This window comes from Micromonospora sp. NPDC047762 (assembly GCF_043204655.1).
In the GTDB taxonomy this organism is placed as follows: domain Bacteria; phylum Actinomycetota; class Actinomycetes; order Mycobacteriales; family Micromonosporaceae; genus Micromonospora.
Window position 1 is genome coordinate 264,063 of the sequence record NZ_JBIDCQ010000003.1, and the last position, 26,389, is coordinate 290,451.

Below are 26,389 nucleotides of genomic sequence, written 5' to 3' on the forward strand. Positions count from 1 at the left end.
CGACCGCCCATCCTGGTCCTGCCACTACCAGGAAAAACAGGGAACCGGCTAACGCCTGAGGCCCGGGTGACAGTGTCGGAGTAAGCGTGATCGAGAGACGGGACAGCAATGACAGAGCGCATCACGACCCCCTTCGGTTTCGCCTCCACCGCCGACGAGGTCATCGCCGGGGTGGACCTCAGCGGCAAGCGGGCCATCATCACCGGAGGTGCCGCCGGCATCGGCATCGAGACGGCCCGTTCGCTCGCCGCTGCCGGCGCCGAGGTCGTGCTCGGGGTCCGCCGGGTCGCGGCGGGTGAGCAGGCCGCCGGCGACATCGCGGCCAGCATCGGCGCGGAGCGGGTCACCGTCCGCGCGCTGGACCTGGCCGACCAGGATTCGGTACGCCAGTTCGTCGCCGGCTGGGACCAGCCGCTGCACATCCTGGTCAACAACGCGGGGATCATGGCGCTGCCCGAGTTGGAGCGCACCGCCGAGGGCTGGGAGATGCAGTTCGCCACCAACTTCATGGGGCACTTCGCGTTGACCGTCGGCCTGCACGACGCCCTCGCCGCGGCCGGCGGCGCCCGAGTCGTGTCGGTCAGCTCCAGCGGCAACCTCTTCTCCCCGGTGATCTTCGACGACCTGCATTTCGCGTTCCGGCCGTACGACCCGCTGCTGGCCTACGGGCAGTCCAAGAGCGCCGAGGCCCTGCTCGCCGTGGAAGCCACCCGCCGTTGGTCCGGCGAGGGCATCTACGCCAACGCGCTGAACCCGGGTGCCATCGCCACCGGGTTGCAGAAGCACACCGGTGGGCTGAAGTCGCCCAGGGAGATGCACAAGACCCCGCAGCAGGGCGCGGCGACCTCCGTGCTGCTCGCGGCGTCCCCCCTGCTGAACGGTGTCGGCGGTCGCTACTTCGAGGACTGCGCCGAGGCCCCGGTCGTCACCGAGCGGCCCGCCGACTACAGCGGCGTGGCCGCGTACGCGGTCGACCCGGGCAACGCCGCTCGGCTCTGGGACGTGGCGTCGGACCTGATGTCGTAGCGCGGCGTCGCCGCCGGGCGGCCCAGCTCGGCGGAACCACGCCGGGCCTGGCAGTCCGGGTGGTACGACTGGGGCGGCGGTGGCAGCTGCGGGCCGGGGAAGGATGGCGATGGCGGGCGGGCTTCCGGGACGGCTGCTGCTCCGGGGGGAGAACCCGGGCAGGGCGTCGTTCCTGGAACTCTTCTTCGACCCGGCGTTCGTCTTCGCGGTCGTCGCCGGAGTGCTGCTGCTCATCGTCCTGGTCGACGGGATGCCCGGCCTGCGGGGATACGCGCGACAGATCAGCGGACGGGACGGGTCCGACCAGCGGCGGCACGGGGAGCGGCCCGATGCCTGAGAGGAAGCCGGACCACGGCGACCAACCGCGCAGACCCGACGTGGTGGAGTTGCGGGTGCACGGCGTGTCCGGGGGCGACCCCACAGTCATCCTCGACCGCCCGGGAGTCCGGCAGGTCGCCGGCGACGACCGCGGCGGCTTCCACCGGCCCGACCGGTCGGAGGGCACCGACCCGGACGGGGTGACGCTGGAGGCGTACCGCTGGGGGGACCTGCCCGCGGGCACCGTGGCCCGGACCCTCTCCATGGTCTTCCTGCTGCCGTTCATGTTCAGCAACGTGGCCGTGTGGATGCTGCCCACCGGCCGCCGCCGTGCCGCCGGGGTCACCATGCTGTGCCGGCTCCTCGCGCTCAACCTCACGGTGCTGTACGTGGTGTCCATCGCCGGGGTCGCCCTCGACCTGTTCGCCTGGCGGTGTCTCGGTGCGGCCCGCTGCCGTGAGCCCTTCGACACGATGGCCGGGCTCGATGGCCGGCACCTCGGGCAGCGGCTGTGCGTGCTCACACTCCTGCCGATCGCCGCCATCGTGTTCCTCCTACTTGTCGGCAAGCGCCGGTCCCACCCGGACGGCAACGCGGTGTGGACTGTGGAACCGCTGGTGCAGCGGCTGCGAGCGATCCACGTCGCCGCCGCGCTCGCCGTACTCGATCTCATGTTGCTGGTGGCCCGTCACACCGGTGGCGCGACGCTCGGTACGACGCTGCTGCTGACCCTCAGCGTGGTGGTGCTGCTGGTCTGCGTCGGTCTGCTCGCCGCCCCCGGGCTGGCCGACCGGGCCGCGATGGCGCGAACCGCGGAATGGACCGCCCGCACCACAGGCGTCCTGGCCGTCGGTCTGAGCGTGGCGACCCTCGTCCTCGTCGCGCGCGACGACCAGGGCTGGCCGTCGTCGACCGGGATGCCCGGCTACGGCGGGATCGCGGCCGGGGCCCTGTTCGGTCAGATGACCCTGCTGGTGGTGCTCAGCGGGCTGGTGCTGTGGCACCGTGGCCGTGCGGGCGGACGGTCCACGCTGCGGCGTGGCCTGGGCGCGGCGGTCGTCGCCGCCTTCGCGGTCGGCCTGGCCGGCGGGCTCTCCGCCGGTCTCGTCTACCAGATCGGGCAGCTGCTCGGCGGTTACTCCGGCGACGGTGGACCGCCGCTGCCGTACCGCTGGACGCTCCTGTCCTTCTTCCTGCACGTGGTCGCGGGGGTGCTGGTGTGTGGCGCCCTGACCCTCCTGTCGCGGCGACGACGACGCGCTGCGGCAACGGCGATCACCCGTCTCGACTTCCCGGTGGTTCCGCCGGAGGCGGCGGGGCGGCTACGGCTGACGATGACGACCATCGCCCGGGCGAGGTTCACCGAGTGGCTGGGTCTGATCGCGACCACGTACGCGGTGCTCGCGCTGATCGGACTGATCACGAGCCTGTTGGGGCGCACCGGGCGTGAGCCGGAGGAGTTGGCGCGACAGGTGTTCGGGCTGCCGCCACGAGCCGTCGAGATGGGGCTCACCGGAAGCACCTACCTCCTCGCGGGACTGCTCCTCACACTGTTGGCCGGGGGTGTGTTCGCCTATCGGACCGCGTGGTTCCGCCGGCACGTCGGCATTCTGTGGGACCTGGGCACCTTCTGGCCCCGGGCCGCGCACCCGTTCGCCCCGCCGAGCTACGCCGACCGGGCCGTGCCGGAGCTGGCCGACCGGATCAGCCAACTGGCCGAGCGACACGCCGGGGTGTTGCTCTGCGGGCACAGCCACGGGTCCGCGCTGCTGGCGCTGGCGGTGCTGCGGCTGCCTCCGCGCGTACGCCGACGGGTCGCGCTGCTCACCTACGGTTCACCGCTGGACCGCCTGTACGCCCGGCTCTTTCCGGCCTACCTCAACGATCAGGTGCTGCGGGAGGTGGGGGAGCGGGTCGAGTGGCGGTGGCTCAACCTCTGGCGGGAGACCGACCCGGTCGGCGGCTGGGTGTTCGCCGCACACCGACCCGGTGATCCAGCTCCGGACCCGGCCGATCCGGCGGGCCAGGTCGACAGGCGGTTGCGGGACCCCGCACACCTGCTGCCGGCGCCGGGAGAGCGGTCCGCGCCGCCGCTGCGGGGGCATCATCCGGGCGAGACCGACCCCGAGTTCCGGGCTGCGGTGCGCGAACTCACCGAACGCCTCCGCGACGCCAATTGAGGGTTACCGGCCACGGGGGGGCAGCGACGCCGGTCAACGATCCATCTCAGGAATCCGGTCGGACTCCGCCACCGTCGCGCGGACCTTGCGCAGGGTGGCGTCGGGGGCCCGGATCGCGGCCCGCCAGCGGTCCAACGTCCGGGTGAGCACCCGGACGACGAACTGCAACTGGTTGACCTGCTCGCGCAGCGTGCCCAGCTCGGACCGGGCGCTGAACGCCTCGACCTCCAACTGGGTGATCCGTGTCTGCAACGGCTGCACGAGCGTGAGGGCGGCCTCGGTGAGCGTGTCGGCGGCATCGGCCTTGAACTTGCCCCGCTGCACCACGACTGTGGCGATCGCGGCAAGGCCGGTGCCCCCGCCGAGGATGCCGAGCACGCTGAGCGCCACCTGCACCCAGTGCGGGGCAGCTGGCGCGGGTGCGGTAATCACGTGACACCTGCCTGCAACTGTTCGTAGGTCACAAATTCGCATGCTCGCGCCAGGCGACGTAGGTCGATCGCGATCTGCGCGGCCCGCCAGAGCGACCCGACCGTCACCGCCATCACGAACGACGTGGCGACGATGGAGTTTCGGCCCGACATGACCAACAGGGCCACCGCGTACATGCCGGTGATCGTGCCCAGCACCAGCACCGACGCGAGTTCGAGGCCGAGCCCTGTGGAGAGCCGGCCGGGCCACAGGATGCCCAGTAGTCCGCCCACGCCCACCGCGACCAGACCCAGCTCCCAGGCGACCTGGATGGGCTCCGGCATCGACGTCTGAACGGACGTCGGCCGGACGTTGAGGGTCATCATCAGAACGCCGCAGAGAGGTGCTGCGGCCAGGACAGCGATCTCGTACGGCTGGTGGCGGGATCGGATACGAAGGTTTCCCACGGCAACTCCTTGGTCGAGGACCGGCGTCCGGCAGCGCCCGGTGGGCCGGTGCCGTTCGGTGGGTCGCGGCCGTGGAGCCGCGAACCGTGCGGCGGAGCCCGGTGGTGCGTTGCCTGTGGACGGTCGTTGGGCGAGAAGATGGAGCGACTCGACGTCGTTGGCTGCCGGTATCTGCCTGTGTATCACCGATCGCCGGTTGGCGTCCACCTGTGTAACGTCGCATTCCCGCAGGTCAAGGGGCATTGCACGCTGGTTTTTGGGCGGTGGGAAGGGTGAAGCCCGACGACCCGGCCGCACTGTCGCCCGGTGACAGGGAGTGTCAGATATCTTCCCCAGGGTGACGATTGTGGGCCGGGTCGTCGTCGATCAGCGAGCGAGCAGGGCGCGCAGCGCCCGGAGCACCTCGGCCGGGGCCTCCTCCGCCATGAAGTGCCCGCAGCTGACCGTCTGGTGGTCGAGATCCGGCGCCCAGGCCCGCCACACCGCCGCCGCGTCGTAGCCCAGCGCTGCGCCCCAGTCCTGCTGGAGCACCGCCACCGGCATCCGCAGCTTGTTGCCGGCCGCCCGGTCAACGGCGTCGTGAGCCACGTCGATCCCGGCCGACGCCCGGTAGTCGGCGACGATCGAGGGGACGGCGTCGCGGGACGCGCGCAGGTAAGCGGCACGCACCTCAGCCGGCAGAGCCTCCGGATCACGGGTCCAGACGTCCAGGAAGTGACCGAAGAAGGCGTCCGGGCTGCCGGCGATCAGCTCTTCGGGCAGGCCGGGCGGCTGCGCCATCAGATAGAGGTGAAACGCCACAGCGGCGCTGGCGCCGTGCAACACCTCCCACATGTCCAGCGTGGGTAGCACGTCGAGCAGGGCCAGGTGACTGATCGCCGCCGGATGGTCCAGGCCGGCACGGAAGGCGACCAGGGCGCCCCGGTCGTGCCCGGCCAAGGCGAACCGCTCGTGACCGAGCGCGCCGGCCAGCGCGACGATGTCGGCGGCCATGGTGCGCTTGGCGTACCCGGTGCCATCGGTGTCGAGGGGCTTGTCGCTGTCGCCGTAGCCGCGCAGGTCCGGGCAGATGACCGTGTGGTCGGCGGCCAGATCGGCGGCGACGTGCCGCCACATGAGGTGAGTCTGCGGAAAGCCGTGCAGCAGCACGATCGCCGGCCCGGAACCGCCCACGGCGGCGTTGAGCGTCACGCCGTCGGCGACGGTGACACGTCGGTAGTCGAATCCGTTGATCTTCGGGTCCACGGGGGAACCTTCCTGGTGAGCAGTCCCGGCGGGGGCGGTGGCCCGTCGCCGTCGTACCTCACCGAGCCTGCCCGGCGGTGATCAGCAGCCGGTCAGCGTCGGATCAGTGCCGGGCCTAGATTGGTGCCGTGACCAGGCATCTGACGGCGCCCGTCGCGGTGACCTTCGGCGTACTCGGGCCGGTGATCGCCGCGACCGAGCGCGGCCCGGTCGCCCTGCGGGGACACCGGCAGCGCCTGGTGCTGGGTCGGCTGTTGATCGCCCACGGTCGGGTGGTGCCGGTGGATCGTCTCGTCGACGACCTGTGGGAGGTCGCACCGGACGGCGCGGTGGGAGCGATCCGGACCTTCGTCGCCGACCTGCGCCGGGCCCTGGAGCCCGATCGGCCACCCCGGCAGCCGCCCCGGATCCTGGTCACCGAGCCGCCCGGGTACGCGCTGAAGGCCGCCCCGGACGCGGTGGACGCCGGACAGTTCGAGGCGGCCGTGGGTGAGGCGGCCCGGCTGCTGGCGGCCGGGCGTCCCGCGCCGGCCCTGGCCGCGCTGGAGTCGGCGCTCGGGCTCTGGCGCGGGCCCGCGTACGCCGACTGCGCCAACGAGTCCTGGGCGGTCGCGGAGATCAACCGGCTGGACGAGCTGCGGATGCTCGCCGTCGAGCGGCGGGCTGAGGCGCTCCTGGCGGTGGGCCGACCGGACGAAGCCGCCGCTGACCTGCCGGCACACCTGGCCAGCCATCCGCTGCGCGAGGACGCGTGGCGGCTGCTCGCGACGGCCCGGTACCGCGCCGGCCGCCAGGGCGACGCGCTGGCCGCACTGCGGGAGGCCCGCCACGTCCTGGTGACCGAGCTGGGGGTGGATCCGGGACCCGAGCTGCGACGGCTGGAAACCGACATCCTCGCCCAGGCGCCGCACCTTGCCCCGCCCCTCGACCGGGCCGCCACCCCCGGCCCCGGGGAACCCGTGCGACCCGTCGAGACGGAGCAGCGTCCGTTCGTCGGCCGCGACGCGGAGCTGGAGCGGCTGCGGCACGCCGCCGAGGCCGCGTCCCGCCGCCGCCAGCCCACGCTCGCCCTGCTCAGCGGCGACCCGGGTGCCGGCAAGACGGCGCTGGCCGAGGCGCTGACCCGGCAACTCGCCGCCGAGGGCTGGACCACGGCGTGGGGACGCAGCCCGGAGTACGAGGGAGCCCCACCGGCGTGGCCGTGGACCCAGATCACCGACACGCTCGCCGGGACCGCCGAGCCCGCTGCCGACCTGGAAGGCGGCTCGGCCGACCCCGCCACCGTGCGGTTCGGTCGACACCGCGCGGTTGCCTCGCTGATCGCGGCGGTCGCCGACCGGGAGCCGGTCCTGCTGGTCCTCGACGACCTGCACCGCGCCGATGGCGACACCCTGGACCTGCTGACCGCGCTGCTCACCGGCCCGCGGCCGGCCAGCGGGCCGGTGCTGATCCTCGGCACCTACCGGGCCACCGAGATCAGCCCGGAGCTGACCGCCACGCTGGCCCGCGCCGCGGGGCTGGAGCCGGTCCGGGAGTATCTTGCCGGCCTGCCCGCGTCGGCGACCGGCGAGCTGGCCGGCGCCATCGTCGGGACGGAACTGGACCAGGCCACCGCCCGGTCGATCCACCGGCGCAGCGGCGGTAACCCGTTCTTCGTCCGCGAGCTGGCCCAGCTGTACGCGAGCACGGGGCAGGCAGGGCTGGCAGCCGTGCCGCCCGGGGTACGCGACGTGATCCGGCACCGGTTGGCGCAGCTACCCGCCTCGACCCGTACCGTGCTGCGGCAGGCGGCCGTGCTCGGTCGGGACCTCGACCCGGACGTGCTGGGCGCGTTGGCCGGTGACCCGACGGCAGCGTTGGACGCCGTGGACCGCGCCCTGGCGGCCGGGTTCCTCACCGAGCGGGAGTCCGACGGGCGGCTGCGCTTCACCCACATCCTGGTCCGCGACACGCTCTACGCCGACCTGTCAGCGCCGCGCCGCGCCGCCTGGCACGCGGCCGTCGCCGAGGTGCTGCGACAGCGGGAACCCGTCGAGCCGGCGGCCCTCGCGTACCACCTGCTGCACGCCGGCGGGCCGGTCCACGCCGCCGAGGCGTCGACGTACGCCCAGGTGGCGGCCGAGCGGGCCGAGCGGGGCGGCAACCCCCACGAGGCGGCCCGCCTGTGGGGCCAGGCGATCGACGCGTACGACAGTGCCGGCGGGGTCGAGCCGCGCGGGCGGGTGACCGCGCTGCTCGGCCTGGGGCGGGCGCTGGCCGTGACGGGCCGGCTGGCCGAGGCGCGGCTACGGCGTGCCGAGGCGATCACCGTCGCCGAGTCCACCGGCGACCCCCTGCTGATCCAGGAGGCGCTGGCGGGCTTCGACGTGCCCGCCAGTTGGACGCGCAACGACGACGACCTGCTCTCCGGGCACATCGTCCGGGCCGCCGAACACGCCCTGACCGCGCTCGGCCCGATCGGCTCGGCGCAGCGCAGCCGGCTGCTGAGCACCCTCGCGCTGGAGCTGCGCGGCACCACCACCGATCGTGGCCGCCGCGCCGCCGCCGAGGCCGAGACGATCGCCCGCGACATCGGCGACCCCGCTCTGGTGGCGTTCGCGCTCAACGCCCGCTTCATGCACGCCTTCCACCGCGTCGGCCTGGCTGACGCGCGGGCGCGGATCGGCGTGGAACTGGTCGAGCTGGCCGCCCGGCACCATCTGGTGACCTTCGAGGTGCTCGGCCATCTCGTCCTGGTTCAGGCCAACTGCGCGCTGGCCGACCGGCCCGCCGCCGACGCGCACGCCCTCGCCGCCGACCGCCTCGCCGAGGCGTACGAGCTGCCGTTGGTCGGTGTCTTCACCCGGTGGTACGCCGCGCTGCGGCTGGCGTTGGGCGGCGATCGGGACGCCGCGGCAATCGCGTACCGTGCTGCCGCCGAACAGCTGCCCGCCGACGGTATGCCGGGCCTGGCCCAGGGGTTGCTGCCGCTCGCACTGCTCGGCCTGCGCCTGGCCGACGCCGTCAGTGACGCCTCGCCGGCAGGCGACCCCCGGCTGGCCGCTGCACTGCGGCCGATTCCCGGGCCGGACGACGAGGACTGGGAGCGGCTGGACTGGGGCCCGCATGAGCCCTGGGTGCGGCCCCTGCTGCTCGCTGCCGCCGACGACCCCGGTGCTGCCACAGCGGCGTTGCGGGCCCTGCCGGACGGGCCGCACGACCTGCTTCGGGAGGTGCGGCTGTGCCTCACCGCGCGGGCGGCGCTGGCCGTCGGCGACCGTCCCACGATGGAACGCGTCGCCCGCGCGCTCCGCCCGGCCGCCACCGAACTGGCTGCCGGCAGCGGGGTGGTCACCGTCGGCCCGGTGGCAGCGCACCTCGCCGATCTGGCCGCTGCGCTGGGCCGCGACGAGGAAGCCGCCGAGCATCGCCGCAGCGCCCGGGTGCTCCTGGCGCGCGTCCGCGCCGACGACCCATCCTGAGCGCCGAGGCGGGGTGTGTCCGGCCAACGCGCTCTGGCTCCCCGGCGACTTGCCGGTTTCGGCCGGAACCAGCCGTGGGGTGCGGTCAGATGGAACCACCGGCGCGTCCACCGTCGGCCATGATCGGAGGGGGTACGCGTGGAGGCGCTCGTCCTGATCGTGGCACTCGGCGTCACCGTCCTCGTCGGCACCACCCTCGGCGGCCGGTACCGGGTCGCCCCGCCGGTCCTGCTCATCGCGTTGGGTGTGCTGCTCGGGCTCACGCCGCCGCTGTCCGAGGTCACCCTGGAACCCGACCTGGTCCTGCTGATCTTCCTGCCGGCCATCCTGTACCGGGAGAGCCTCACCATCAGCCTGCGGGAGATCCGGGCCAACCTGCCGGTGATCGGGCTGCTCGCCGTGGTGCTGGTGGTGCTCACCATGGTCACCGTGTCGTTCGCCGCGCAGGCGTTCGGGGTGAACCCCGCCGCCGCCTGGGTGCTCGGCGCGGTCCTCGCGCCGACCGACGCCGCCGCGGTCACCGGCCTGGCCAAGCGGCTGCCCCGGAAGCTGCTCACCACCCTGCACGCGGAGAGCCTGGTCAACGACGGCACGGCGCTGGTGGTCTTCGCTGTGGCCGTGGGGCTGCTCAGCCACAGCGCCGAACCCGGTGTGCTGGGCATCGGCGAGGAGTTCGTCGGCGCCAGCGTCGGCGGTGTGGTCGCCGGCCTGCTGGTGGGGGCCGCAGTGGTGCTGATCCGCAAACGGCTCGACGATCCGTTGCGCGAGGGCGCGCTCAGCGTGCTGACCCCGTTCGGTGCCTTCCTGCTCGCCGACTCGGTGCACGCCAGCGGTGTGCTGGCGGTGGTGGTCGCCGGCCTGGTGCTTGCCTACGCCGGCCCACGGGTGATCCGCGCCCGGTCCCGGGTCCTGGCGTACGCGTTCTGGGACCTGTCCACCTTCCTGATCAACGGCGGGTTGTTCGTCCTGCTCGGCACGCAGATTCCCCGCGCGGTCCGGGGGATCACCAGCACCTCGCCCCAGCGGGCTCTGGTGATCGTGCTGGTGGTCACCCTCGTCGTGATCGGCACCCGGCTGCTCTTCGTCTACCTCACCTCACAGATCGCGAGGCTGCGGCGTCGCCGCATCATGGACCCGAGCCAGGGACCGTCGAGCTGGCGGGTCGGAACCGTCGCGGGCTGGTCCGGTTTCCGGGGCGCGGTGTCGCTCGCGGCGGCCCTGGCCGTCCCGACGGTGATGGTCGACGGTCGACCGGTGGTCGAACGCGACCTGATCATCTTCGTCACCGCGCTGGTGATCGTGCTGATCATGCTGCTTCAGGGCACCACCCTGCCGTTGGTGGTGCGCTGGGCCGGGCTCACCGGCGACCCGGAACGCGTCGACGAGGCCCGCAACGCCCGGCGGCGGGCCACCGAGGTGGGCCTGGCCGCCCTACCGCAGGTCGCCGCGGAGGTCGGTGCCCAGGACGACTCGGTGCGCCGGCTGGAGGCCGAGTACCGGCGTCATCTGGAGGACCTCAACGAGAGCGGCGGGAACACCGCCGAGGAGCGCCGGTTGGAACACCGACTGCGCCTCGGCGTCCTCGCCCACAAGAGGCGGGAGGTCACCCGACTGCGCGACAACCGGGAGATCGACGACCTGGTGCTCCAGGAACTCCAGTCCGCGCTGGACAACGAGGAGATCCGGCTGCTGGGCCGCGGGCCCAACGAGTGACCGAGTGCTCAGAGCACCTGGTCGAGGAACCGGCGAAGCCGCGGGTGCTCGGCCCGTTCGAAGATCGCCGCGGGTGGGCCGGCCTCCAGCACCACGCCCCGGTCCATGAACGCGACGGTGTCGGCGACCTGCCGGGCGAAGCCCATCTCGTGGGTCACCACCACCATGGTCATGCCGGCGGCGGACAGGTCGGCCATCACCCCGAGGACGCCCTTGACCAGCTCCGGGTCGAGCGCCGACGTCGCCTCGTCGAAGAGCATCACCTCGGGGCGCAACGCCAACGCGCGGGCGATCGCCACCCGCTGCTGTTGACCACCGGAGAGCTGCGCCGGCCGGGAATCCGCCTTGCCGGCCAGCCCCACCAGCTCCAACTGGGCCCGGGCCACGGCCTCCGCCTCGTCCGTGTCGAGCTTGCGCAGCCGGCGCAGCGCGAGCGTGACGTTGCGCAGCACGCTCATGTGCGGGAAGAGGTTGAACTGCTGGAACACCATGCCCACCCGCTGCCGCAGCGCGTCCGGGTCGTCGCCCAGCACGCTGCGCCCGTCCAGCAGCACGTCGCCCCGGTCCGGTTCGATCAGCCGGTTGATGGTGCGCAGCAGGGTGGACTTGCCCGACCCGGACGGGCCGATGACGCAGGCCGTCGCGCCCCGCGGCACCGAGAGGTCGACGCCGCGCAGCACCCGGTTCGGCCCGAAGGCGAGGTGCACGTCGCGTACGTCGAGGCTGACCGAGGTGGTCGTTTCCGTGGTGGTCATCGCCGGTCTCCCTGGGTGGCGGTGGGCAACAGGGGCTCGTCGTCCTCGTCGTCAGGTGCGGTGGCCGGCCGGCCGTTGCGCAGCCGCCGGTCGATCCAGTTGACGACGTGCGTCAGCGGGACTGTCAACGCCAGGTAGAAGAGGCCCGCCAGCAGCAGCGCCGACTCGTTGCCGGTGGTGGCCGCATAGTCCTGCCCGATCCGGAACAGCTCCCGCTGGCTGGCCACCAGGCCGAGGAAGTAGACCAGGCTGGAGTCCTTGATCAGCGCGATGAGCTGGTTCACCCAGGCCGGCAGCACCCGCCGGATGCCCTGCGGAATGATCACCAGCCGCATCGCGTCGGCCCAGGAGAAGCCGAGCGCCCGGGCACCCTCCAACTGGGCGGCCTCCACCGACTGGATGCCCGAGCGGAAAATCTCGCCGATGTACGCGGCGGCGATGAGCGACAGCGCCAGAATGCCCAACGGGTAGGGATCCGGCCCCCAGACCTGCATGCCCAGCGGGGCCAGCCCGACCCCGATCAGCAGGATCGTCGCCGCGGCCGGCAGCCCCCGGAACACGTCGGTGTAGACCCGCGCCGGCCAGCGCAGCCAGCGGCTGCGGGAGATCCCGGCGACGGCCAGCAACAGGCCCAGCACCGAGCCGAGCAGGGCGGCGGAGACCGCCAGGATCAGCGTGTTGGGCAACCCGACGGTCAGCATCTCGGGCAGCGCCTCGCGCATCGCGTCCCAGTCGAAGAAGGTCTCCCACAGGGTGCTCAACGGATCCATCGGTTGCTCCTCCTACCGCCCCGCTCGCTCGTCACCGGCTCAGGACGCGGCCGACGCGGACGCCGACGGCGCGACCTTGACCGCGCCGCTGCCCGGGGCGAAGTCCGCCGGGATCGGACGGCCCGGGTAGTACTGGGCCTGCAACCGGGTCCAGGTGCCGTCGGCGATGACCTCGTCGAGGGCCTTGTTCAGCGCCTCGCGCAGCTTGTCGTTCCCCTTGGCCACCGCGTACGCGGTCGGTGCCGGGCTGAGCTGCTTGGCCGCCACGGTGATCTTGCCCTTGCTGTCGGCGGCCGACTTCTCACCGATCTCGGCCGGTGCGATCCAGGCGTCGGCGGTGCCCGCCTTGAGCTGGTTGATCGCGCCGTTGTAGTCCGGCACCCGCACCGGGTTGAGCTGCTTGCCGGTGGCGTAGTCGTCCTGGACGGTGCCCTGCACCACCACGACCCGCTTGCCCGCGAGCTGGTCGAAGCCGGTGATCGGCGAGCCGGCCGGGACGTCCAGGCCGAAGTAGCCGAAGTCGTAGCCGTTGCCGAAGTCGACGGTCTTCTTGCGGGCCTCGGTGATGGTGATCGAGGAGCTGCCGACGTCGAACTTGCGGTTGTTGACCTGGCTGAGCAGCGCGGAGAAGTCGGTGCCGACGAACTCGACAGTGAGACCGAGCTTGCCGGCCACGGCGGTCAGCAGGTCGTTGTCGAAGCCGGTGAACTTGCCGTCCTCGAGGTACACGTTCGGCGGGGCGTCGGTCAGCGTTCCGGCGCGCAGCACGCCCGACTGGGCCAGGCCGTACGGGTTGGCGCCGGCGTCGGAGGAGCTGTCGTCTCCGCAGGCGGTGAGGGCGGTGGCGGCAAGGATCGTGACCGCGCCCAGGGCGGCGGCGCGGGTCAGGGCAGGAAGGAATCGCACTGGTGTCTCCGAAGGGTGGTGTCTCGGCGGGCACGGGCGTGCGCCACCGACGGCGCGCCCGATGGGCGTACCGGTGGGAAAGGAGCTCGGGAAGGGGGTGCTAGAGCGCGGTGCCGCGACGACAGGCGGCGCTGCACATTCGCATCATGTCCACGTGCCGTCGCCGGATCAGGGCGGGCGAGGGTCGACCGGTGCGGGCGTCCGCGACGTCGGTCGGTGGGGTGGTGCTGAGGATGATGCGCATGGTTCTCCCGGGTCTGTGCTGACCTGGGTGCCAGGCCACGCTTGCACCGACGTCCTGCCGGTGCCTGGTCTTCACCCGGGGCACCCCACCGCGGAGGAGGGTTGCCGGCCAGCGAGCCGGGGCTTCGCGCTGGCGCTCATGACCTACGCCGAGGCTAGCAGCAGGAACGGGTGGATCGTCCAGTCGGTATGACCACGCTCACTGTGCGCGACGGACTGTCGGCTCGCAGGTCAGCCGGCATGCACGTGCGGTCGACGGTTCGGGTCGGGCTCCTGGCGGCGCAGGATCTCCCGGGTCACCGGGGCGATGGCGCCCTGTCCGAACGCCAGGTAGCGCAGGAAGTTGCGGGTCGGGCCACCCTCGGACCACTCGAAGTAGATGTGAGGGCGTCGACGGCTGCGGTCGCGGATCTCCAGCAACAGGGCGGCGAGCGCGGTGGGCACCGACGAGCTGGCCAGGCTGAGCACCGGGAAGCGGCCGTCGACCACCCCGCCGCGGACCAGCAGCTCGGTCTCGAAGTCGGACGGGTCGGTGACAGTGACCTCGACGAAGATGACGTCGCTGTCGTCGGGAAATTCGTTGTCCGCCATGGTCTGCGCCAGCTTGGCGCGGTACTCCGACTCGTCGCGCCGGTCGGGTTCGTGCGCGATGAGGCGGATCCGTCGTCCGGCACGTTCGTCGATCATCCGAGCGGCGGTGTGGTCCAGCTCCACGTGGTCGACGCGCAGCTCGTAGGCCCGCATCAGCCGGGACAGCACCGACACCAGGATGATCCCGCCGATGAAACAGCCCGCGATCTTGACACCGTCTGGGCGTTCCACCACGTTCGCCGACGTGGTGTAGACGAAGATCACCGCGATGACGCCGAACGCGATGGTGCGGCCGCGCTGACGCTGCCGGCGCGCCGCGAGCGTCACCGCCGTCGCGGCCGAGGTGATCAACACCAGGACCCCGGTGGCGTACGCGCCGCCCTGCGCGTCCACGCTGGCCTCGAAGACGATCGTGATCAGAAACGCCACGGCGGTGAAGACCAGCACCAGCGGCCGGACGGCTCGCGCCCAGGTCGGCGCCATGCCGTAACGGGGCAGGTAGCGCGGCACGAGGTTGAGCAGACCAGCCATCGCCGATGCCCCGGCGAACCAGAGGATTCCGATAGTGGACAGGTCGTAGATGGTGCCGAACACCTCGCCGAGGTGGGCGTGCGCCAGGTAGGCCAACGCGCGCCCGTTCGCCGGTCCACCCGGCCGGAAGGCCTCCGGCGGGATGAGCACAGTGGTCGTCACGCTGCTGGTGATCAGGAAGACGCTCATGATCACCGCTGCGGTGGTGAGGAGCCGTCGCGCGCCGCGGATCCGGCCCAGCGGTCGTGCCTCCGAGTCCTGCGGGTCACCCCGTACGCTCGGCATGACCGCCACCCCGGTCTCGAAGCCGGACAGACCCAACGCCAGCTTCGGAAAGACCAACAGCGACAGCCCGACCACCATCCACGGATCGCCGTGCCCGGTGGTCAGCATCGTGGTCCAGTCGCCGACCGCGCTCGGATGCGTCGCCACCCGCCACAGCGCGTCGGCCACCACCACCGCGTTCAGCGTCAGGTAGACCGCGACCAGGACGACGGCGATCCCGATGGCCTCGGTGAATCCCTTGAGGAACACCGCGCCCAACAGCGACACCAGCAGCAGCGTGACAAGTACCTCGTGCCCCTTGAGCCCGCTCGGCCAGAACGGATTCTCGTCGATGTGCGCCGTCGCGTCAGCGGCCGAGAGGGTGATGGTGATGATGAAGTCGGTGGCCACGAAACCGAGCAGCACCAGCACCAGCAACTTGCCCGGCCAGTAGCTCAGCAGGCGTACCAGCATCGCGATGGAGCCCTCGCCGTGTGGGCTCTCCACCGCCACCCGCCGGTAGACCGGCAGCGCCCCCAGCAGGGTCACCAGCACCAGCACCAGGGTCGCCACCGGTGAGAGCGCCCCGGCGGCCAGCGCCGCGATGCCCGGCTGGTAACCCAGCGTGGAGAAGTAGTCGACCCCGGTCAGGCACATCACCTTCCACCACGGGTGGTGCCGGTGCTCCGGCGGGCGCCCGTGCGGCCCCGGGTGCTGCACGGCCTGGTCCGAGCCGGCTTCGAGCAGCCACCCCCGCAACCGGCCGGTGCGTCTGTCGACCTTCACCGGCGCGTCCCCCGTCATCCCGCCCACGGTCACCGTGAGTATCCGCCCGGCGGGCGGGCCCCGTCCGCTGGTGCGGGGAACCCAACCGACTCCACTGCGGGTTTCAGGGCCCGGGACAGAGGGGAAGCAGCGCCCCGGGCTGGTCGGGACGGCACCGGGGGAGGGGACAGGGCATGGTCGGCGGCCGTCGCTTCCGCCCGGGTGGGGGCTTCGGCCGCCAACTCGACGAGTACGAGACGAGGGTCGGTGTGCCGCCGCCCACGGAGTCACCCGCCGCCGCGTCCCACGGCGGCCTGGTGGACAGTGCGGTCTACATCCGGGGGCACCGGTTCGCCTCGCCGTCCGGCCTCGCCGAGACGTACCGCTGCCTCCAGGAGCAGGAAGGCGCGATGGCCTGGATCGGGTTGTACCGGCCCGACATCGAGCAGATCACCTCGCTGGCCCGGGAGTTTCGGCTGCACGACCTGGCGGTCGAGGACGCGATCAACGCCCACCAGCGGCCCAAGCTGGAGCGCTACGGGCACACCCTGTTCGTGGTGCTGCGTGCCGCCCGCTACGACGACCTCCGGGAGGAGGTCGAGTTCTCCGAGCTGCACCTGTTCATCGGCCCGGGGTTCGTGGTCACCGTCCGACACGGTGAGGCACCCGACCTGGCCGCGGTGCGGCGGCGGCTGGAGACCGAGGCGCAGATGCTCGCCCGGGGGCCGGAGGCGGTCCTGTACGCGATCCTCGACCAGGTCGTCGACGGGTACGCGCCGGTGGTGGCCGGACTGGAGAACGACATCGACGAGATCGAGACCCAGGTGTTCGGTGGCGACCCGAACGCCAGCCGCCGCATCTACGGGCTCAGCCGCGAGGTCATCCAGTTCCAGCGGGCTGCCCGCCCGCTGCTCAGCGTGCTCGACGCGTTGGCCGACGGCGCCGGCAGCGCCAGCGCCGACGAGGAGCTGCGCCGCTACCTGCGCGACGTGACCGACCACCTGACCCAGGTGGTGGAGCGGGTGGACGGTTTCCGGCACCTGTTGCAGAACATCCTCACCGTCAACGCCACCCTCGTCTCGCAGCAGCAGAACGAGGAGATGCGCAGCCTCACCGCGGCCAGCTACAGCCAGAACGAGGAGCTGAAGAAGGTCTCCTCCTGGGCGGCGATCCTCTTCGCTCCCACGCTCATCGGCACCGTGTACGGCATGAACTTCGTCCACATGCCGGAGCTGAACTGGCGCTTCGGTTACCTCTTCGCGCTGCTGTTGATGCTGCTGGTCTGCGGCACCCTCTATGTGATCTTCAAGCGGCGCGGCTGGCTCTGACCCGCGCGGCCGGGATTCACTCGATGCCGCGCAGGATGTGCCGTTCGTCCTCGACGTCGTCGTCGCCGGCACTGATCCGGCCGAGCAGTACGGCGGCCGCCCAGATCGTCAGTGGCGTGGCCGCCCCGGTCATTCCCCCGCCGGTCCGGTCGTCCCGGGTCTGGCTCCGCTCCGTGCGCGGTGGCCTGCGCTGAGCCTGCATGGGCCCTGCCTCTCCTCGTCGAAGCCGCCGTGGGTGGCGCGGGGTGACCCCGCGCCACACCGGCCGGGCGGACCGCCTGTGAGCAGCCCACCACCGGTACGACAGCCACTCGAACCTTCCCACGCCCGGCCGCATCCGCACCGCTTGTTTTCGGGTTTCCGACTGCCGCCCGCCAAACCGGACATTACGCCTCGACGGTCGAGGTGCGGTCACGGCAGCGGGTGGGCGATTCCTCGCGCGTGGTCGGTGAGCGCCGCGCCGACCACTGTCGCGCTCAGCGGCAACACCTCCAGACAGCGGCGCACCGCGGCGGCCATCAGCGTGTTCGGCACCCGCATGGAGAGCGTGCAGTGCGGCACCCACCGCCCCGGCCGGTAGTGCTCGGCGAGGGCGATGCCGGCGGCGGCGAGCCGGTCGTGCACCAGCCGGTGGTGCGCCAGCAACTCCGGGGTGGGCGCCGGCCCGAGCCAGAGCACCCGACCGACGAACTGGCCGGCATGCTGGAAGTCGAGCCGCAGCGGGGCGGCCACCACAGTCCCCTGTAGCGCCTCGGCGACCTGCTCCGGGTCGAAACGGGGAGCCACCATGAGCGAGACGTGTGGACGGTGGCGCTGCTCCAGCAGCGAGCGCATGCTCTGCACCCCCTCGGCCTCCAGCGCGTCCCAGAGCACCCGGATCCGGCGGGTGGCGTCCGGGTCCAGGTACAACTCCACCGCGGCGACCATTCGATCACCGTAGCGGCCGAGGTTTGCGCGCCCTGGGTTGGCGGTATCTGTTCGGAAACCGATCTGGAAGGCGTGCCCGTGGACGTGAGTGACCTGCTGACCGAGGCGTACGACAGGCTGCCCGACCTCGTCCGCGCGGCGGTCGACGGCCTCAGCCCCGAGCAACTGCGCCACCAGCCCGGACCGGGCGCCAACTCGGTCGGCTGGCTGGTCTGGCACCTCACCCGGGTGCAGGACCACCACGTCGCCGACCTGCTCGACGCCGAGCAGATCTGGGTGAGCGGCGACTGGGCGGGTCGGTTCGCGCTCGCCGCCGACCCCGACAACACCGGCTACGGGCACTCGCCCACCCAGGTCGCCGCGGTGCGGCCGGAGAGCGCGCAGGCGCTGATCGACTACTACGAGGCGGTCGCGGCGCGTACCGGAAGCCTGCTGGCCGGCCTGGGCCCGGCGGACCTGGACCGCGTGGTCGACGAGTCGTGGGACCCGCCGGTCACCCTCGGCGTCCGGTTGGTCAGCATCGTCGACGACGACCTGCAACACGTGGGTCAGGCCGCCTACGTGCGCGGCCTCCTCCAGGCCGACTGACCGCCGGGCTCACGGCACGATCACCGCCCGGCCCTCCAGGGTCCCGTCGCGCAACTGGCGGTACGCGTCCGGCGCGTCGCTGAGCGCGAAGGTGGTGGTCTTCGGACGGACCAGGCCCCGGGCACCCAGGTCGAGCACCTCCACCAGCTCGGGGCGGCTGCCCCAGTACGTGGTCGCGATACTCACCTCGTAGGGCACGGAGAAGAACGACACCCCCACGGTGCCGCCGCCGATCCCCACGATGGTCAGGTCGCCCACGGTGCGGGCCACCGCCACGCCGAGCGCCAGGGTGGTGTCCGTGCCGACGAAGTCCAGCACCACGTCGGCGCCCCGCCCGCCGGTGGCGTCCCGGATCTCCTCGGCGGCGGTCGGGCCGGAGGTCACGGTGCGCTCGGCACCGCACTCCTCGGCCAGCCGCAGCGCCTCGGCCCGGGTGTCCACGGCGATCACTCGCGCGGCTGTGGTGGCTTTGAGGATCTGCACACCCACATGCCCCAGCCCGCCGACCCCGATCACCACGGCCGTGCTGCCCGGTGGCAGCTTCGGCCAGGAGCGCCGGATGGCGTGGTACGGGGTGAGCCCTGCGTCGGTGAGCGGTGCGGCCTGTGCCGGGTCCAGACCCTCCGGAAGAGGCACGACGTGCCGCGCGTCCGGGACCAGTTCGAACTCGGCCATGCCGCCGTCCAGTCCAAGGCCGCCGCCCCCGCTCGGTACCGGCGCAGCGGACGGGTTCTCGCAGTACGGGTCGAGCCCGACCCGGCATCGGGCGCAGGTGCCGCAGCCCCAAGCGCCGAAGACGGCGACCGGTTGGCCGACCGACAGCCCGGTCACCCCGGCACCGAGGGCGTGCACCCAGCCGGCGTTCTCGTGCCCGAGAGTGAAAGGTGGGTTCCAGGGCATCGTGCCGGGCTCGAACTCGTCCATCAGGTGCAGGTCGGAATGGCAGGCGCCGGCACCGCCGATCCGGACCACCACCTGACCTGGCCCCGGCGTCGGATCGGGAACCTCGACCAACTCCGGTTCCGACTTCCACTCCCGCAATCGCAGCGCGCGCATAACCGGTGCTCCCGTCCGCTCGGCTGAACCACTGGGCTGCCCACCTCGTCCCAGAGCAAACGGGCCGACGCCGCAGCAGATCCGGCACCTCACCCGTTTCGGGTGAACCGGGCTCACCCCGACGCGGGTGATCCTGCGGGGAACCGTGGGGAGGGGAGCCGATGGGCGCGACGGCGGAGCAGTACCTGCGACAGCTGGACACCGGTCGGCGGCCCGACCTGCCGGAGACCACAGCGGGAACGCTGCGGCTGGACGTGCGCGACGACGGCAGCACCGACCACTGGTACCTCACAGTCGCCGACCAGCAGGTTCAGGTGGCACGGTCGGCCGACGACGCCGACCTGGTCGTCAGCGCGGACCGGCGGGTGTTCGACCGGATGGTCAACGGGCAGCTGCACCCCGGCGCGGCTCTGCTGCGCAACGACCTCGCCCTTCACGGCGACATGCGACTGCTGATGCTGCTGCGGCGGATCTTCGGGGGGCCGAGCGGGGCCCGGCATCCCCGGGAGCTCGGCCGGGCTGCCCTTGCCGCTCGGCCCTCGGACCGGAGCGCGGCGGGTGCCCAGGCCTCAGACCGTCGCCCGGTGCACGCTTGGGAGGGACGGTCGTGAGGCAGGAACTGCTCCACGTGATCGCCGGTAACGTGTTCGCGATCTCCGACGCTCAGGGCGACATCGAGGCCGACCCGCGGTCACCCGTCGGGCTCTTCGCGTACGACACCCGCTTCCTGTCCCACTGGGTGCTCAGGATCGACGGCGAACGGATCAACGCGCTCTCCCGCGACGACCTGACGTACTTCGAGACGCGGTTCGTCCTGGTCCCCGGCGCGGCCAGCCACTACGTCGACGCCGACGTGTCGATCATCCGCCACCGCTCGATCCACGACTGTCTGCACGAGAACATCACGGTGCTCAACCACTCGTCGGAGCCGGCCGACTTCACGATACGAGTGGAGATGGGCAGCGACTTCACCGACATCGCCGAGATCGGGCACCTCCGCCAGCGGGCCGTCGAGGTCGCCGCGGACTCGACGAACCAGCAGCTCGTGCTGCGGTACCAACGGCAGCGCTTCGTCCGCCAGACCACAGTGCGGAGCACCGAACCGGTCGAGGTGGACGAGGGAGGAATGACGTTCCGGGTCCGGATCGCTCCGGAGGGGAAGTGGGAGACCGACCTGCACATCGCCATGACCATGGGCGGTGCGGAGGGGCAGGACGTCCGCGACTCCCTGGAGTCCCACCAGCGGGCCGTGCGTACCGGGATGCGCGAGAGCCTGGCGAACTGGATGGACCAGGCGCCGCAACTGGTGGCCGAACGCGCCGGACTGGAGGAGATGTACCGGGGGAGCCTGGCCGACCTGGCGGCACTGCGGTACCGGCCGCTGTCGTACGACGCCCGTGTGCCGATCGCCGGTCTGCCGTGGGCGATGTGGTTGTGCGGACGGCACAGCATCATCACGTGCCTGGAGACGCTGGCGTTCACCCCGCAACTGACCCCCGCGACGCTGCGGATGCTGGCCTTCATGCAGGGCGGCCACCTCGACGACGATCTCGACGAGGAACCAGGCAAGATCCTGGCCCACCTCCGGTACGGCGAATCCGGCGTGTTTGGCGACCGGGCGAACGCGCTGTACTACGGATCGGCGGACACCAGCCCGCTCTTCGTCATCCTGCTCGACGAGTACGAGCGGTGGTCCGGTGACGGGGACCTGGTACGCGAGTTGCGCCACCCGGCCCGGATGGCGCTGGACTGGATCGACGAGTACGGCGACCTGACCGGAGACGGCTATGTGCGCTACCAGCGTCGAAATGAGCGCCACGGCGCCGTCAACCAGTGCTGGAAGGACTCCCCGGACTCAATCACCAGCGCCGACGACAGGCAACCCGCATTTCCCCGCGCCACCTGCGAGTTGCAGGGCTACGCGTACGACGCGAAGAGGCGGGGCGCCCGGCTGGCCCGGGAGTTCTGGGACGACCCCGCGTACGCCGACCGGCTGGAGCGGGAAGCCGCGGCGCTGAAGGACCGCTTCAACCGGGACTGGTGGCTGCCCCACCGGGACTACTACGCGTTGGCGCTCGACCCGTACGGTGAGCCGGTCGACGCGTTGGCCTCCAACATGGGGCATCTGCTCTGGAGCGGGATTGTCCCGGACGACCGCGCGGAGACGGTCGCCGAGCATTTGGTCGGACCGCGCTTGTTCAGTGGTTGGGGGGTGCGCACCTTCGCCACCGGGCAGCGCCCGTACAACCCGGTGGGCGCCCACCTGGGGGCGGTGTGGCCGGCGGACAACGCTCTGATCGCCGCCGGTCTGCGCCGTTACGGCTGCGACACGCACGCGGCCATGATCGCGGGCGGCATCTTCGACCTGGCGCAGACTCTCGGCGGCGCGGTGCCGGAGGCGATCGCCGGGCACGAGCGCAGCCTGACGAAGTATCCGGTGCAGTTGCCGGGGGCCGCGCGCCCGCAGTCGTGGTCGTCCGGGGCACTGCTGATGCTGTTGAGCACCACCCTGGGGTTGCGACCCACCGGCGACAACCTGCTGGTGAACCCGGCCGTGCCCGAGGGGTTCGGTCGGCTGGAACTGCTGGACATCCCGGGCCGCTGGGGCCACTCCGACGCCTACGCCAGGGACCGCACCACCGAGGTTCGGGCACGCACCCGACTCCGCTGAGGCTTGTTCGGCGACCACCGCGCGGCCCGCCCGCGCGGTGGTCGGGTCAGCCCATGGTCTTGGCGCCGTCGATCGACTCCCGCAGGATGTCGGCGTGCCCGGCGTGCTGGGCCGTCTCGGCGATCAGGTGCAGCAGCACCCGCCGGACCGTCCAACTCGCTCCCGGCTCGAACCAGGGCGCCTGCGGCAGCGGGTGCGCCGCGTCCAGGTCGAGGGTCGCTGTCAACTCGTCGGTCCGGGCGGCCACCTCCTGGAAGCGCTCGACCAGCCCGGCGAGGGTCTCGCCCGGCAACATCTGGAACTGACCGACCCAGTCGATCTCCTCGCGGTTCATCGCCTCCGCACCACCGGCGGCGAAGAGCATCCACCGGTGCTCGACGCCGGACACGTGCTTGATGAGGCCGCCGAGGCAGAGACCGCTGACGGTGGGGTGGCTGGCCGCCTGCTCGTCGGTGAGCCCGTCGACCGTCTGCAGGAGGAAACCGCGGTGCCTGCGGAGTGTCTGCAGGAGATCGGCGCGCTCACCGGTGAGCCGCTCAGTGCTGGTCATGCCGCCACCCTTCGTTGATGTCCACCCGGTGCCACCGTAGGGCGAGGCACCGACACTTCCCGGGCACGACACCTCCTCGACCGAAGACCCGCCAGCGGTTGCCGATCCGCGCCGGTGGCGGTCCACTGAATGACATGGGTGTGATTAAGGTGGGCACGTCGTCCTGGGCGGACCAGTCCCTGCTGCGTTCCGGGTGGTACCCACGCTCGGCCAGCACGCCGGCCCGTCGACTGGGCTTCTACGCCAGCCAGTTCCCGATGGTCGAGGTGGACACGTCCTACTACGCCATCCCGGTGCCGGAGACGACCCAGGGCTGGGTGGACGCCACCCCGGACGACTTCACCTTCGACGTCAAGGCGTTCAGCCTCTTCACCGGTCACCCGACACCGGTCGCCGTGCTGCCACGGGACCTGCGACCGGCCGGCGGCCCGAGCCGGATCCGCCGCCGAGACCTGCCCGAGCCGGCGTACGACGAGCTGTGGGCCCGGTTCCGCGCGGCCCTCGACCCGATCGCGGCGGCCGGCAAGCTCGGTGTGGTGATGTTGCAGTTCCCGCCGTGGCTGGTGCGCAGCCCCGCTGCCGAACGCCGGATCGTCGAGCTGGCGCAGCGCTGCCGCCCGTGGCGGGTCGGTGTGGAGCTGCGGCACGGCTCCTGGTTGGACGACGGCGCGGCGGCGGACACTCTGGACCTGCTACGCGCCCACGACCTGTCCCTGGTCTGCGTCGACATGCCACAGGGGCACCCGTCGTCGGTGCCGCCGATCCTGACCATGACGGCGGAGCCGGCGATCGTCCGGTTCCACGGTCACAGCGACGCCTGGCGCGAGGGCGACAAGCAGGAGAAGTTCCGGTACGCGTACGCCGAGGACGAGCTCCGACACTGGGCCGGGCTGCTGGCCGAGTTCGCCGACCTCTCGGACGAGTTGCACGTGCTGTTCAACAACTGCTGCGCAGGGCAGGCCCAGCGCGACGCCACCCGGCTGGCGCAACTGCTCGCCGAGACGATGCTCGTCGAGCAGGCCGTCCCGGCGACCGGCTGATCTTCGCACCGGTCACCCGGCCCGACGCCGGTCCGCTCAGGACCGCCGTCCCCGGCTGCGCAGGGCGTCCTGGGTCGACTCGCCGATGTCCGCGTCGTCGGGGAAGCTCCTGCCGCTGGGGGCGGGATCGGGTGGGGCACCGGGTCCGGCCATCGTCGTACGGGTCGGCTCGACCGAGCCGAAGCCGTGTCGTCCCGCCGGGTCCGACCGGCCCACCGGGGCACCCGCGCGTCGCTCTCCGCGCCGTCCCTCGGGCACCGCGGTCTCCTCGCTGCCCTCGTCCATCGGTGAGTCGTCGCCAGTGCCCCAGGGCGCGTCGGCGTCGAAGCCGTCGCCGGTGCCCCACGACTTGGTCGCCTCCGGCTCCAGCCGGTCGTTGTTCCCGCTGCGTCCCTCGTGCGCCGTCATGGCCACCCCGCTCGTCGGTCCGCCGCTACGGCGGACGATGTGCCGTCCTCGGGCCGGGACCGCCCGCCCGAGCGCGGCGTACGACATGTCGCCGGCACGCCCGCCGCCCGCGCGGGACCCGTCATCGCTCCGGTGCGCGCGCAGGCCGGTCAGCGCCCCGCCGTCGAGGTGGCGGCGGGACGCCGGCCGGCCTGCCGTTCAGCGTCCGGCCATCGCCATCGGCCGCTTGCCGTTGCTCATCCCCGCCATCTTGATCATGCCCTTCGAGGCGCCCTTCATCCCACCGGCGCGACCGAGCATCCCGCGGAACACCTGGCCGGGCTTCTGCTGCTCACCCATGTACGCGGTGACCACGACCAGGGTCCCGGTCAGCGCCGGAATGGCCCACTGGAGCAGCTTCATCTGCCGCTGCGACGAGGCCACACTGGCCGGTGTCTGGTGGTTCGGCTCGGTGGCACCGCTCACCGACGGACCGCCCGCCTTCTCCAGCCGCATGCCGACCAACCGGCTGTAACCGGTGACCGCCAGCGCGCCGATGGTCAACGCGGTCTTGATGGCGCTGACCCGGCCCACGCCGGCCTGGGCCGCCACCCGTGGGCTCTCGGTCACCAGCTCACCGACGGCGCCGGCCAGGTGGGCGCCGATCGCGGCCGCGTTGACCGGTGTCCACTTGGACCATCCGGCCGAGGCGACCGGGAGCCGCTGGGTCGAGTCGCTGATTTTCGCCGCTGCGCCGTTGACGCCGAAGGCACCCATGAGGGAGCCGCCAAACCAGGCCGCCAGGCCCAGATCGTGCATCGAGCGCAGTGCGGTATGCCGTTCGGACATGTGATCCCCTTCCGCCGTGTCGGGCGGTGCGGCTTACCCGCCGGTCGAGCGGCTAACCCCGCCCCGGGCGGGCCGATCACCGCCGTGGCGGGCCGCTACCGGACATCAGCGGCGTCGGCGGTTCTACCTGCCCTGGGCAGGAGTCGTTCGCCCGGCGGCGGGTAGATCCCGAGCGACGCCGACGAGAGGGGAACGCGATGTCGCAGCCGGACGAGAGCCGGGAGAAGACCCCCAAAACAGACGCGGTGCTCATGCACCCCGACAACGACCCACACCGGAACACCGCAGAGGTCGCACCCCGCAAGGAGCACGCCGAGATCCAGGTGGAACGGGACGGGAAACTCGTGCCGCTGGACCAGGACGAGTGAGTCGACCGGCCGGTACGGCTCAGCGGGGCGGCAGGTCGCCGACGAACCCGGCGATCCGCCGCGCCAGCGGGGCACTCGCCCGGACCCAGGTGAAGTGGTCCAGTGCCGCCCCGGCCTGCGCCACTGTGTAACGCTCCCGGGTCACCGGCGCGTCGACGAGCTTCGCGCAGAGGTGGTCCATTGTCTCGTGCGGGGTGAACTGGTCGTCGTCCACACTGACGGCCAGCACCGGGGTCCGCACCGCGCGGACCGCCGCCTCGGTGTCCGTACCGTCGAGCCGGGGGAAACGGCCGCTCCGCGCCGTGTACGCCCAGTCACGGACAACGCCGCGCGCCTGCCGCCCGCCGAAGCCCCAGCCTGGCCAGACCCCGAGCAGCGCCGCCGTCGCGGCGATCCCCTGGGTGAGAGGCAGCACGCCGAGGCCGCGCCGGCCCGGGTAGGTCCGCCAGTACGGGATGCCGACCGCGATGAGCGCCAGGCCGTCCACCTCGTCGGTGCCGTGCAGGGCGAGATGCAGCAGGCTGGCCTGACCGCCGAGTGAGTGCCCGAGGAGCAGTCGGGTGCGCCCGTCCAGTCGCGGCTTGAGAGCGGCCAGGACGGCACCGACGTCGTTGGCCAGTTCGGTGTAACCGTGCCGGTCCGCCCGACTCGGCGTGGGCGTGCTCGCCCCGGTGCCGCGCAGGTCGGCCACGACCACGGCGAGCCCGGCGGCGCGCAGCTCGGCGGCGAAGGGCCGGTAGTACCGGGCCCGGACCCCCATCGCCGGCCAGATCACCACCACCGGCGCGCCGGTCACCCCGGGCGGCTCCGGATAGACCTGCACACCCAGCCGGCCACCGTCGACGTCGACGAACTCCTGCGCGTATTCCGGGTCCCCGTTCACCGACCCAGCCTACGGCCTGACGTTACCGGCGGGTAGTAGCCGGCCGTGCGGCCCACGACAACGACGGGCGGACGTGTCGCGCGCTCGCTGCACGCG

Annotated in this window: 26 protein-coding genes and 1 riboswitch; of the genes, 11 read left to right on the forward strand and 15 right to left on the reverse strand. The window is 72.2% G+C overall.

What is annotated here, in order from left to right; all coding sequences use genetic code 11:
• Positions 1-108: 108 nt before the first annotated feature.
• From ACGF3C_RS12060 to ACGF3C_RS12070, 3 genes are all read left to right on the forward strand, one after another.
• Complete coding sequence (locus ACGF3C_RS12060) at positions 109-1,026, forward strand: SDR family NAD(P)-dependent oxidoreductase (RefSeq protein WP_393221322.1); 918 nt, start codon at positions 109-111, stop codon at positions 1,024-1,026.
• Positions 1,027-1,135: 109 nt separating this feature from the next.
• The gene (locus tag ACGF3C_RS12065) at positions 1,136-1,363 is read left to right on the forward strand and encodes a hypothetical protein (protein ID WP_393221324.1); all 228 of its coding nucleotides are present in this window, start codon (positions 1,136-1,138) and stop codon (positions 1,361-1,363) included.
• Positions 1,356-3,524 carry a hypothetical protein gene (locus ACGF3C_RS12070; protein ID WP_357232947.1) on the forward strand — a complete coding sequence of 723 codons (2,169 nt, stop codon included), beginning with the start codon at positions 1,356-1,358 and terminating at the stop codon, positions 3,522-3,524. The genes ACGF3C_RS12065 and ACGF3C_RS12070 overlap by 8 nt, the downstream gene beginning before the upstream one ends.
• A gap of 33 nt (positions 3,525-3,557) precedes the next feature.
• On the opposite strand, the gene ACGF3C_RS12075 is transcribed toward ACGF3C_RS12070, so the two are convergent.
• From ACGF3C_RS12075 to ACGF3C_RS12085, 3 genes are all read right to left on the reverse strand, one after another.
• A complete protein-coding gene (locus tag ACGF3C_RS12075; protein WP_355006817.1) occupies positions 3,558-3,956 on the reverse strand; it encodes a hypothetical protein in 399 nt (132 codons plus the stop codon).
• Positions 3,953-4,402, reverse strand: coding sequence for a hypothetical protein (locus ACGF3C_RS12080; RefSeq protein ID WP_357196887.1), 450 nt, complete (start codon positions 4,400-4,402; stop codon positions 3,953-3,955). Before ACGF3C_RS12080 ends, ACGF3C_RS12075 begins: the two co-directional genes overlap by 4 nt.
• 366 nt (positions 4,403-4,768) lie before the next feature.
• On the reverse strand, positions 4,769-5,647 hold the full coding sequence (locus ACGF3C_RS12085) for an alpha/beta fold hydrolase (protein ID WP_393221329.1): 879 nt from the start codon (positions 5,645-5,647) through the stop codon (positions 4,769-4,771).
• 128 nt (positions 5,648-5,775) lie between these two features.
• On the opposite strand from ACGF3C_RS12085, the gene ACGF3C_RS12090 reads away from it, so the two are divergent.
• Both ACGF3C_RS12090 and ACGF3C_RS12095 read left to right on the forward strand, forming a co-directional pair.
• Positions 5,776-9,108, forward strand: coding sequence for a BTAD domain-containing putative transcriptional regulator (locus tag ACGF3C_RS12090; protein ID WP_393221331.1), 3,333 nt, complete (start codon positions 5,776-5,778; stop codon positions 9,106-9,108).
• Between the two features lie 138 nt (positions 9,109-9,246).
• On the forward strand, positions 9,247-10,821 hold the full coding sequence (locus tag ACGF3C_RS12095; protein WP_357229422.1) for a Na+/H+ antiporter: 1,575 nt from the start codon (positions 9,247-9,249) through the stop codon (positions 10,819-10,821).
• 8 nt (positions 10,822-10,829) lie between these two features.
• On the opposite strand, the gene ACGF3C_RS12100 is transcribed toward ACGF3C_RS12095, so the two are convergent.
• From ACGF3C_RS12100 to ACGF3C_RS12120, 5 genes are all read right to left on the reverse strand, one after another.
• Complete coding sequence (locus tag ACGF3C_RS12100; RefSeq protein WP_357229425.1) at positions 10,830-11,576, reverse strand: amino acid ABC transporter ATP-binding protein; 747 nt, start codon at positions 11,574-11,576, stop codon at positions 10,830-10,832.
• Entirely contained in the window at positions 11,573-12,346 is a 774-nt protein-coding gene (locus ACGF3C_RS12105) for an amino acid ABC transporter permease (protein ID WP_357196873.1), read from the reverse strand. Before ACGF3C_RS12105 ends, ACGF3C_RS12100 begins: the two co-directional genes overlap by 4 nt.
• A 39-nt stretch (positions 12,347-12,385) precedes the next feature.
• Complete coding sequence (locus ACGF3C_RS12110; RefSeq protein WP_357229427.1) at positions 12,386-13,252, reverse strand: ABC transporter substrate-binding protein; 867 nt, start codon at positions 13,250-13,252, stop codon at positions 12,386-12,388.
• 100 nt (positions 13,253-13,352) lie between these two features.
• Positions 13,353-13,496, reverse strand: a complete 144-nt coding sequence (locus ACGF3C_RS12115) for a hypothetical protein (RefSeq protein ID WP_357229430.1) — start codon at positions 13,494-13,496, stop codon at positions 13,353-13,355.
• A 32-nt stretch (positions 13,497-13,528) separates the two neighbouring features.
• Positions 13,529-13,640: riboswitch (SAM riboswitch) on the reverse strand.
• Between the two features lie 86 nt (positions 13,641-13,726).
• On the reverse strand, positions 13,727-15,685 hold the full coding sequence (locus ACGF3C_RS12120; protein WP_357229433.1) for an amino acid transporter: 1,959 nt from the start codon (positions 15,683-15,685) through the stop codon (positions 13,727-13,729).
• A 155-nt stretch (positions 15,686-15,840) separates the two neighbouring features.
• On the opposite strand from ACGF3C_RS12120, the gene corA reads away from it, so the two are divergent.
• Positions 15,841-16,974, forward strand: coding sequence for a magnesium/cobalt transporter CorA (gene corA / locus ACGF3C_RS12125; RefSeq protein ID WP_393221338.1), 1,134 nt, complete (start codon positions 15,841-15,843; stop codon positions 16,972-16,974).
• A gap of 16 nt (positions 16,975-16,990) precedes the next feature.
• Here the strand turns inward: corA and ACGF3C_RS12130 are convergent, their stop codons facing one another.
• Together ACGF3C_RS12130 and ACGF3C_RS12135 are read right to left on the reverse strand one after the other, a co-directional pair.
• Positions 16,991-17,176, reverse strand: coding sequence for a hypothetical protein (locus tag ACGF3C_RS12130; RefSeq protein ID WP_238677098.1), 186 nt, complete (start codon positions 17,174-17,176; stop codon positions 16,991-16,993).
• Between the two features lie 209 nt (positions 17,177-17,385).
• Positions 17,386-17,901, reverse strand: a complete 516-nt coding sequence (locus ACGF3C_RS12135) for a 2'-5' RNA ligase family protein (protein ID WP_393221341.1) — start codon at positions 17,899-17,901, stop codon at positions 17,386-17,388.
• 78 nt (positions 17,902-17,979) lie between these two features.
• Between ACGF3C_RS12135 and ACGF3C_RS12140 the strand changes: the two genes are divergently transcribed.
• Complete coding sequence (locus ACGF3C_RS12140) at positions 17,980-18,489, forward strand: DUF664 domain-containing protein (protein WP_393221344.1); 510 nt, start codon at positions 17,980-17,982, stop codon at positions 18,487-18,489.
• A gap of 9 nt (positions 18,490-18,498) precedes the next feature.
• Here ACGF3C_RS12140 and ACGF3C_RS12145 read toward each other — a convergent pair whose 3' ends face one another.
• A complete protein-coding gene (locus ACGF3C_RS12145; RefSeq protein ID WP_393221346.1) occupies positions 18,499-19,545 on the reverse strand; it encodes an NAD(P)-dependent alcohol dehydrogenase in 1,047 nt (348 codons plus the stop codon).
• Positions 19,546-19,706: 161 nt separating this feature from the next.
• Here ACGF3C_RS12145 and ACGF3C_RS12150 point away from each other — a divergent pair, with 161 nt between their 5' ends.
• A complete protein-coding gene (locus ACGF3C_RS12150) occupies positions 19,707-20,156 on the forward strand; it encodes an SCP2 sterol-binding domain-containing protein (RefSeq protein ID WP_393221349.1) in 450 nt (149 codons plus the stop codon).
• Positions 20,153-22,216: a glycogen debranching N-terminal domain-containing protein gene (locus tag ACGF3C_RS12155; RefSeq protein ID WP_357230317.1), complete on the forward strand. Its 2,064-nt coding sequence runs from the start codon at positions 20,153-20,155 to the stop codon at positions 22,214-22,216. The genes ACGF3C_RS12150 and ACGF3C_RS12155 overlap by 4 nt, the downstream gene beginning before the upstream one ends.
• Before the next feature lie 46 nt (positions 22,217-22,262).
• On the opposite strand, the gene ACGF3C_RS12160 is transcribed toward ACGF3C_RS12155, so the two are convergent.
• Positions 22,263-22,766 (reverse strand): DinB family protein, encoded by a 504-nt coding sequence (locus ACGF3C_RS12160; RefSeq protein ID WP_357196842.1) that lies wholly within the window; start codon positions 22,764-22,766, stop codon positions 22,263-22,265.
• A gap of 134 nt (positions 22,767-22,900) precedes the next feature.
• On the opposite strand from ACGF3C_RS12160, the gene ACGF3C_RS12165 reads away from it, so the two are divergent.
• Positions 22,901-23,806, forward strand: coding sequence for a DUF72 domain-containing protein (locus ACGF3C_RS12165; protein ID WP_357230319.1), 906 nt, complete (start codon positions 22,901-22,903; stop codon positions 23,804-23,806).
• A 36-nt stretch (positions 23,807-23,842) separates the two neighbouring features.
• Here the strand turns inward: ACGF3C_RS12165 and ACGF3C_RS12170 are convergent, their stop codons facing one another.
• Together ACGF3C_RS12170 and ACGF3C_RS12175 are read right to left on the reverse strand one after the other, a co-directional pair.
• Complete coding sequence (locus ACGF3C_RS12170; protein WP_357230321.1) at positions 23,843-24,301, reverse strand: hypothetical protein; 459 nt, start codon at positions 24,299-24,301, stop codon at positions 23,843-23,845.
• Between the two features lie 111 nt (positions 24,302-24,412).
• On the reverse strand, positions 24,413-25,042 hold the full coding sequence (locus ACGF3C_RS12175; protein WP_357230323.1) for a hypothetical protein: 630 nt from the start codon (positions 25,040-25,042) through the stop codon (positions 24,413-24,415).
• 197 nt (positions 25,043-25,239) lie between these two features.
• Between ACGF3C_RS12175 and ACGF3C_RS12180 the strand changes: the two genes are divergently transcribed.
• Complete coding sequence (locus tag ACGF3C_RS12180) at positions 25,240-25,410, forward strand: hypothetical protein (RefSeq protein WP_357230325.1); 171 nt, start codon at positions 25,240-25,242, stop codon at positions 25,408-25,410.
• Between the two features lie 19 nt (positions 25,411-25,429).
• Here ACGF3C_RS12180 and ACGF3C_RS12185 read toward each other — a convergent pair whose 3' ends face one another.
• Positions 25,430-26,293 carry an alpha/beta fold hydrolase gene (locus ACGF3C_RS12185; protein WP_393221355.1) on the reverse strand — a complete coding sequence of 288 codons (864 nt, stop codon included), beginning with the start codon at positions 26,291-26,293 and terminating at the stop codon, positions 25,430-25,432.
• Positions 26,294-26,389: the final 96 nt, after the last annotated feature.

What these genes read in the sequence shown, in the direction of transcription:
- ACGF3C_RS12170 (WP_357230321.1), bottom strand. Translation starts at nt 24,301, where the DNA reads ATGTCGTACGCCGCGCTCGGGCGGGCGGTCCCGGCCCGAGGACGGCAC.
- ACGF3C_RS12160 (WP_357196842.1), bottom strand. Translation starts at nt 22,766, where the DNA reads ATGACCAGCACTGAGCGGCTCACCGGTGAGCGCGCCGATCTCCTGCAG.
- ACGF3C_RS12150 (WP_393221349.1), top strand. Translation starts at nt 19,707, where the DNA reads ATGGGCGCGACGGCGGAGCAGTACCTGCGACAGCTGGACACCGGTCGG.
- ACGF3C_RS12165 (WP_357230319.1), top strand. Translation starts at nt 22,901, where the DNA reads ATGGGTGTGATTAAGGTGGGCACGTCGTCCTGGGCGGACCAGTCCCTG.
- ACGF3C_RS12065 (WP_393221324.1), top strand. Translation starts at nt 1,136, where the DNA reads ATGGCGGGCGGGCTTCCGGGACGGCTGCTGCTCCGGGGGGAGAACCCG.
- ACGF3C_RS12060 (WP_393221322.1), top strand. Translation starts at nt 109, where the DNA reads ATGACAGAGCGCATCACGACCCCCTTCGGTTTCGCCTCCACCGCCGAC.
- corA (WP_393221338.1), top strand. Translation starts at nt 15,841, where the DNA reads ATGGTCGGCGGCCGTCGCTTCCGCCCGGGTGGGGGCTTCGGCCGCCAA.
- ACGF3C_RS12145 (WP_393221346.1), bottom strand. Translation starts at nt 19,545, where the DNA reads ATGCGCGCGCTGCGATTGCGGGAGTGGAAGTCGGAACCGGAGTTGGTC.
- ACGF3C_RS12130 (WP_238677098.1), bottom strand. Translation starts at nt 17,176, where the DNA reads ATGCAGGCTCAGCGCAGGCCACCGCGCACGGAGCGGAGCCAGACCCGG.
- ACGF3C_RS12100 (WP_357229425.1), bottom strand. Translation starts at nt 11,576, where the DNA reads ATGACCACCACGGAAACGACCACCTCGGTCAGCCTCGACGTACGCGAC.
- ACGF3C_RS12135 (WP_393221341.1), bottom strand. Translation starts at nt 17,901, where the DNA reads ATGGTCGCCGCGGTGGAGTTGTACCTGGACCCGGACGCCACCCGCCGG.
- ACGF3C_RS12175 (WP_357230323.1), bottom strand. Translation starts at nt 25,042, where the DNA reads ATGTCCGAACGGCATACCGCACTGCGCTCGATGCACGATCTGGGCCTG.
- ACGF3C_RS12115 (WP_357229430.1), bottom strand. Translation starts at nt 13,496, where the DNA reads ATGCGCATCATCCTCAGCACCACCCCACCGACCGACGTCGCGGACGCC.
- ACGF3C_RS12120 (WP_357229433.1), bottom strand. Translation starts at nt 15,685, where the DNA reads ATGACGGGGGACGCGCCGGTGAAGGTCGACAGACGCACCGGCCGGTTG.
- ACGF3C_RS12180 (WP_357230325.1), top strand. Translation starts at nt 25,240, where the DNA reads ATGTCGCAGCCGGACGAGAGCCGGGAGAAGACCCCCAAAACAGACGCG.
- ACGF3C_RS12070 (WP_357232947.1), top strand. Translation starts at nt 1,356, where the DNA reads ATGCCTGAGAGGAAGCCGGACCACGGCGACCAACCGCGCAGACCCGAC.
- ACGF3C_RS12105 (WP_357196873.1), bottom strand. Translation starts at nt 12,346, where the DNA reads ATGGATCCGTTGAGCACCCTGTGGGAGACCTTCTTCGACTGGGACGCG.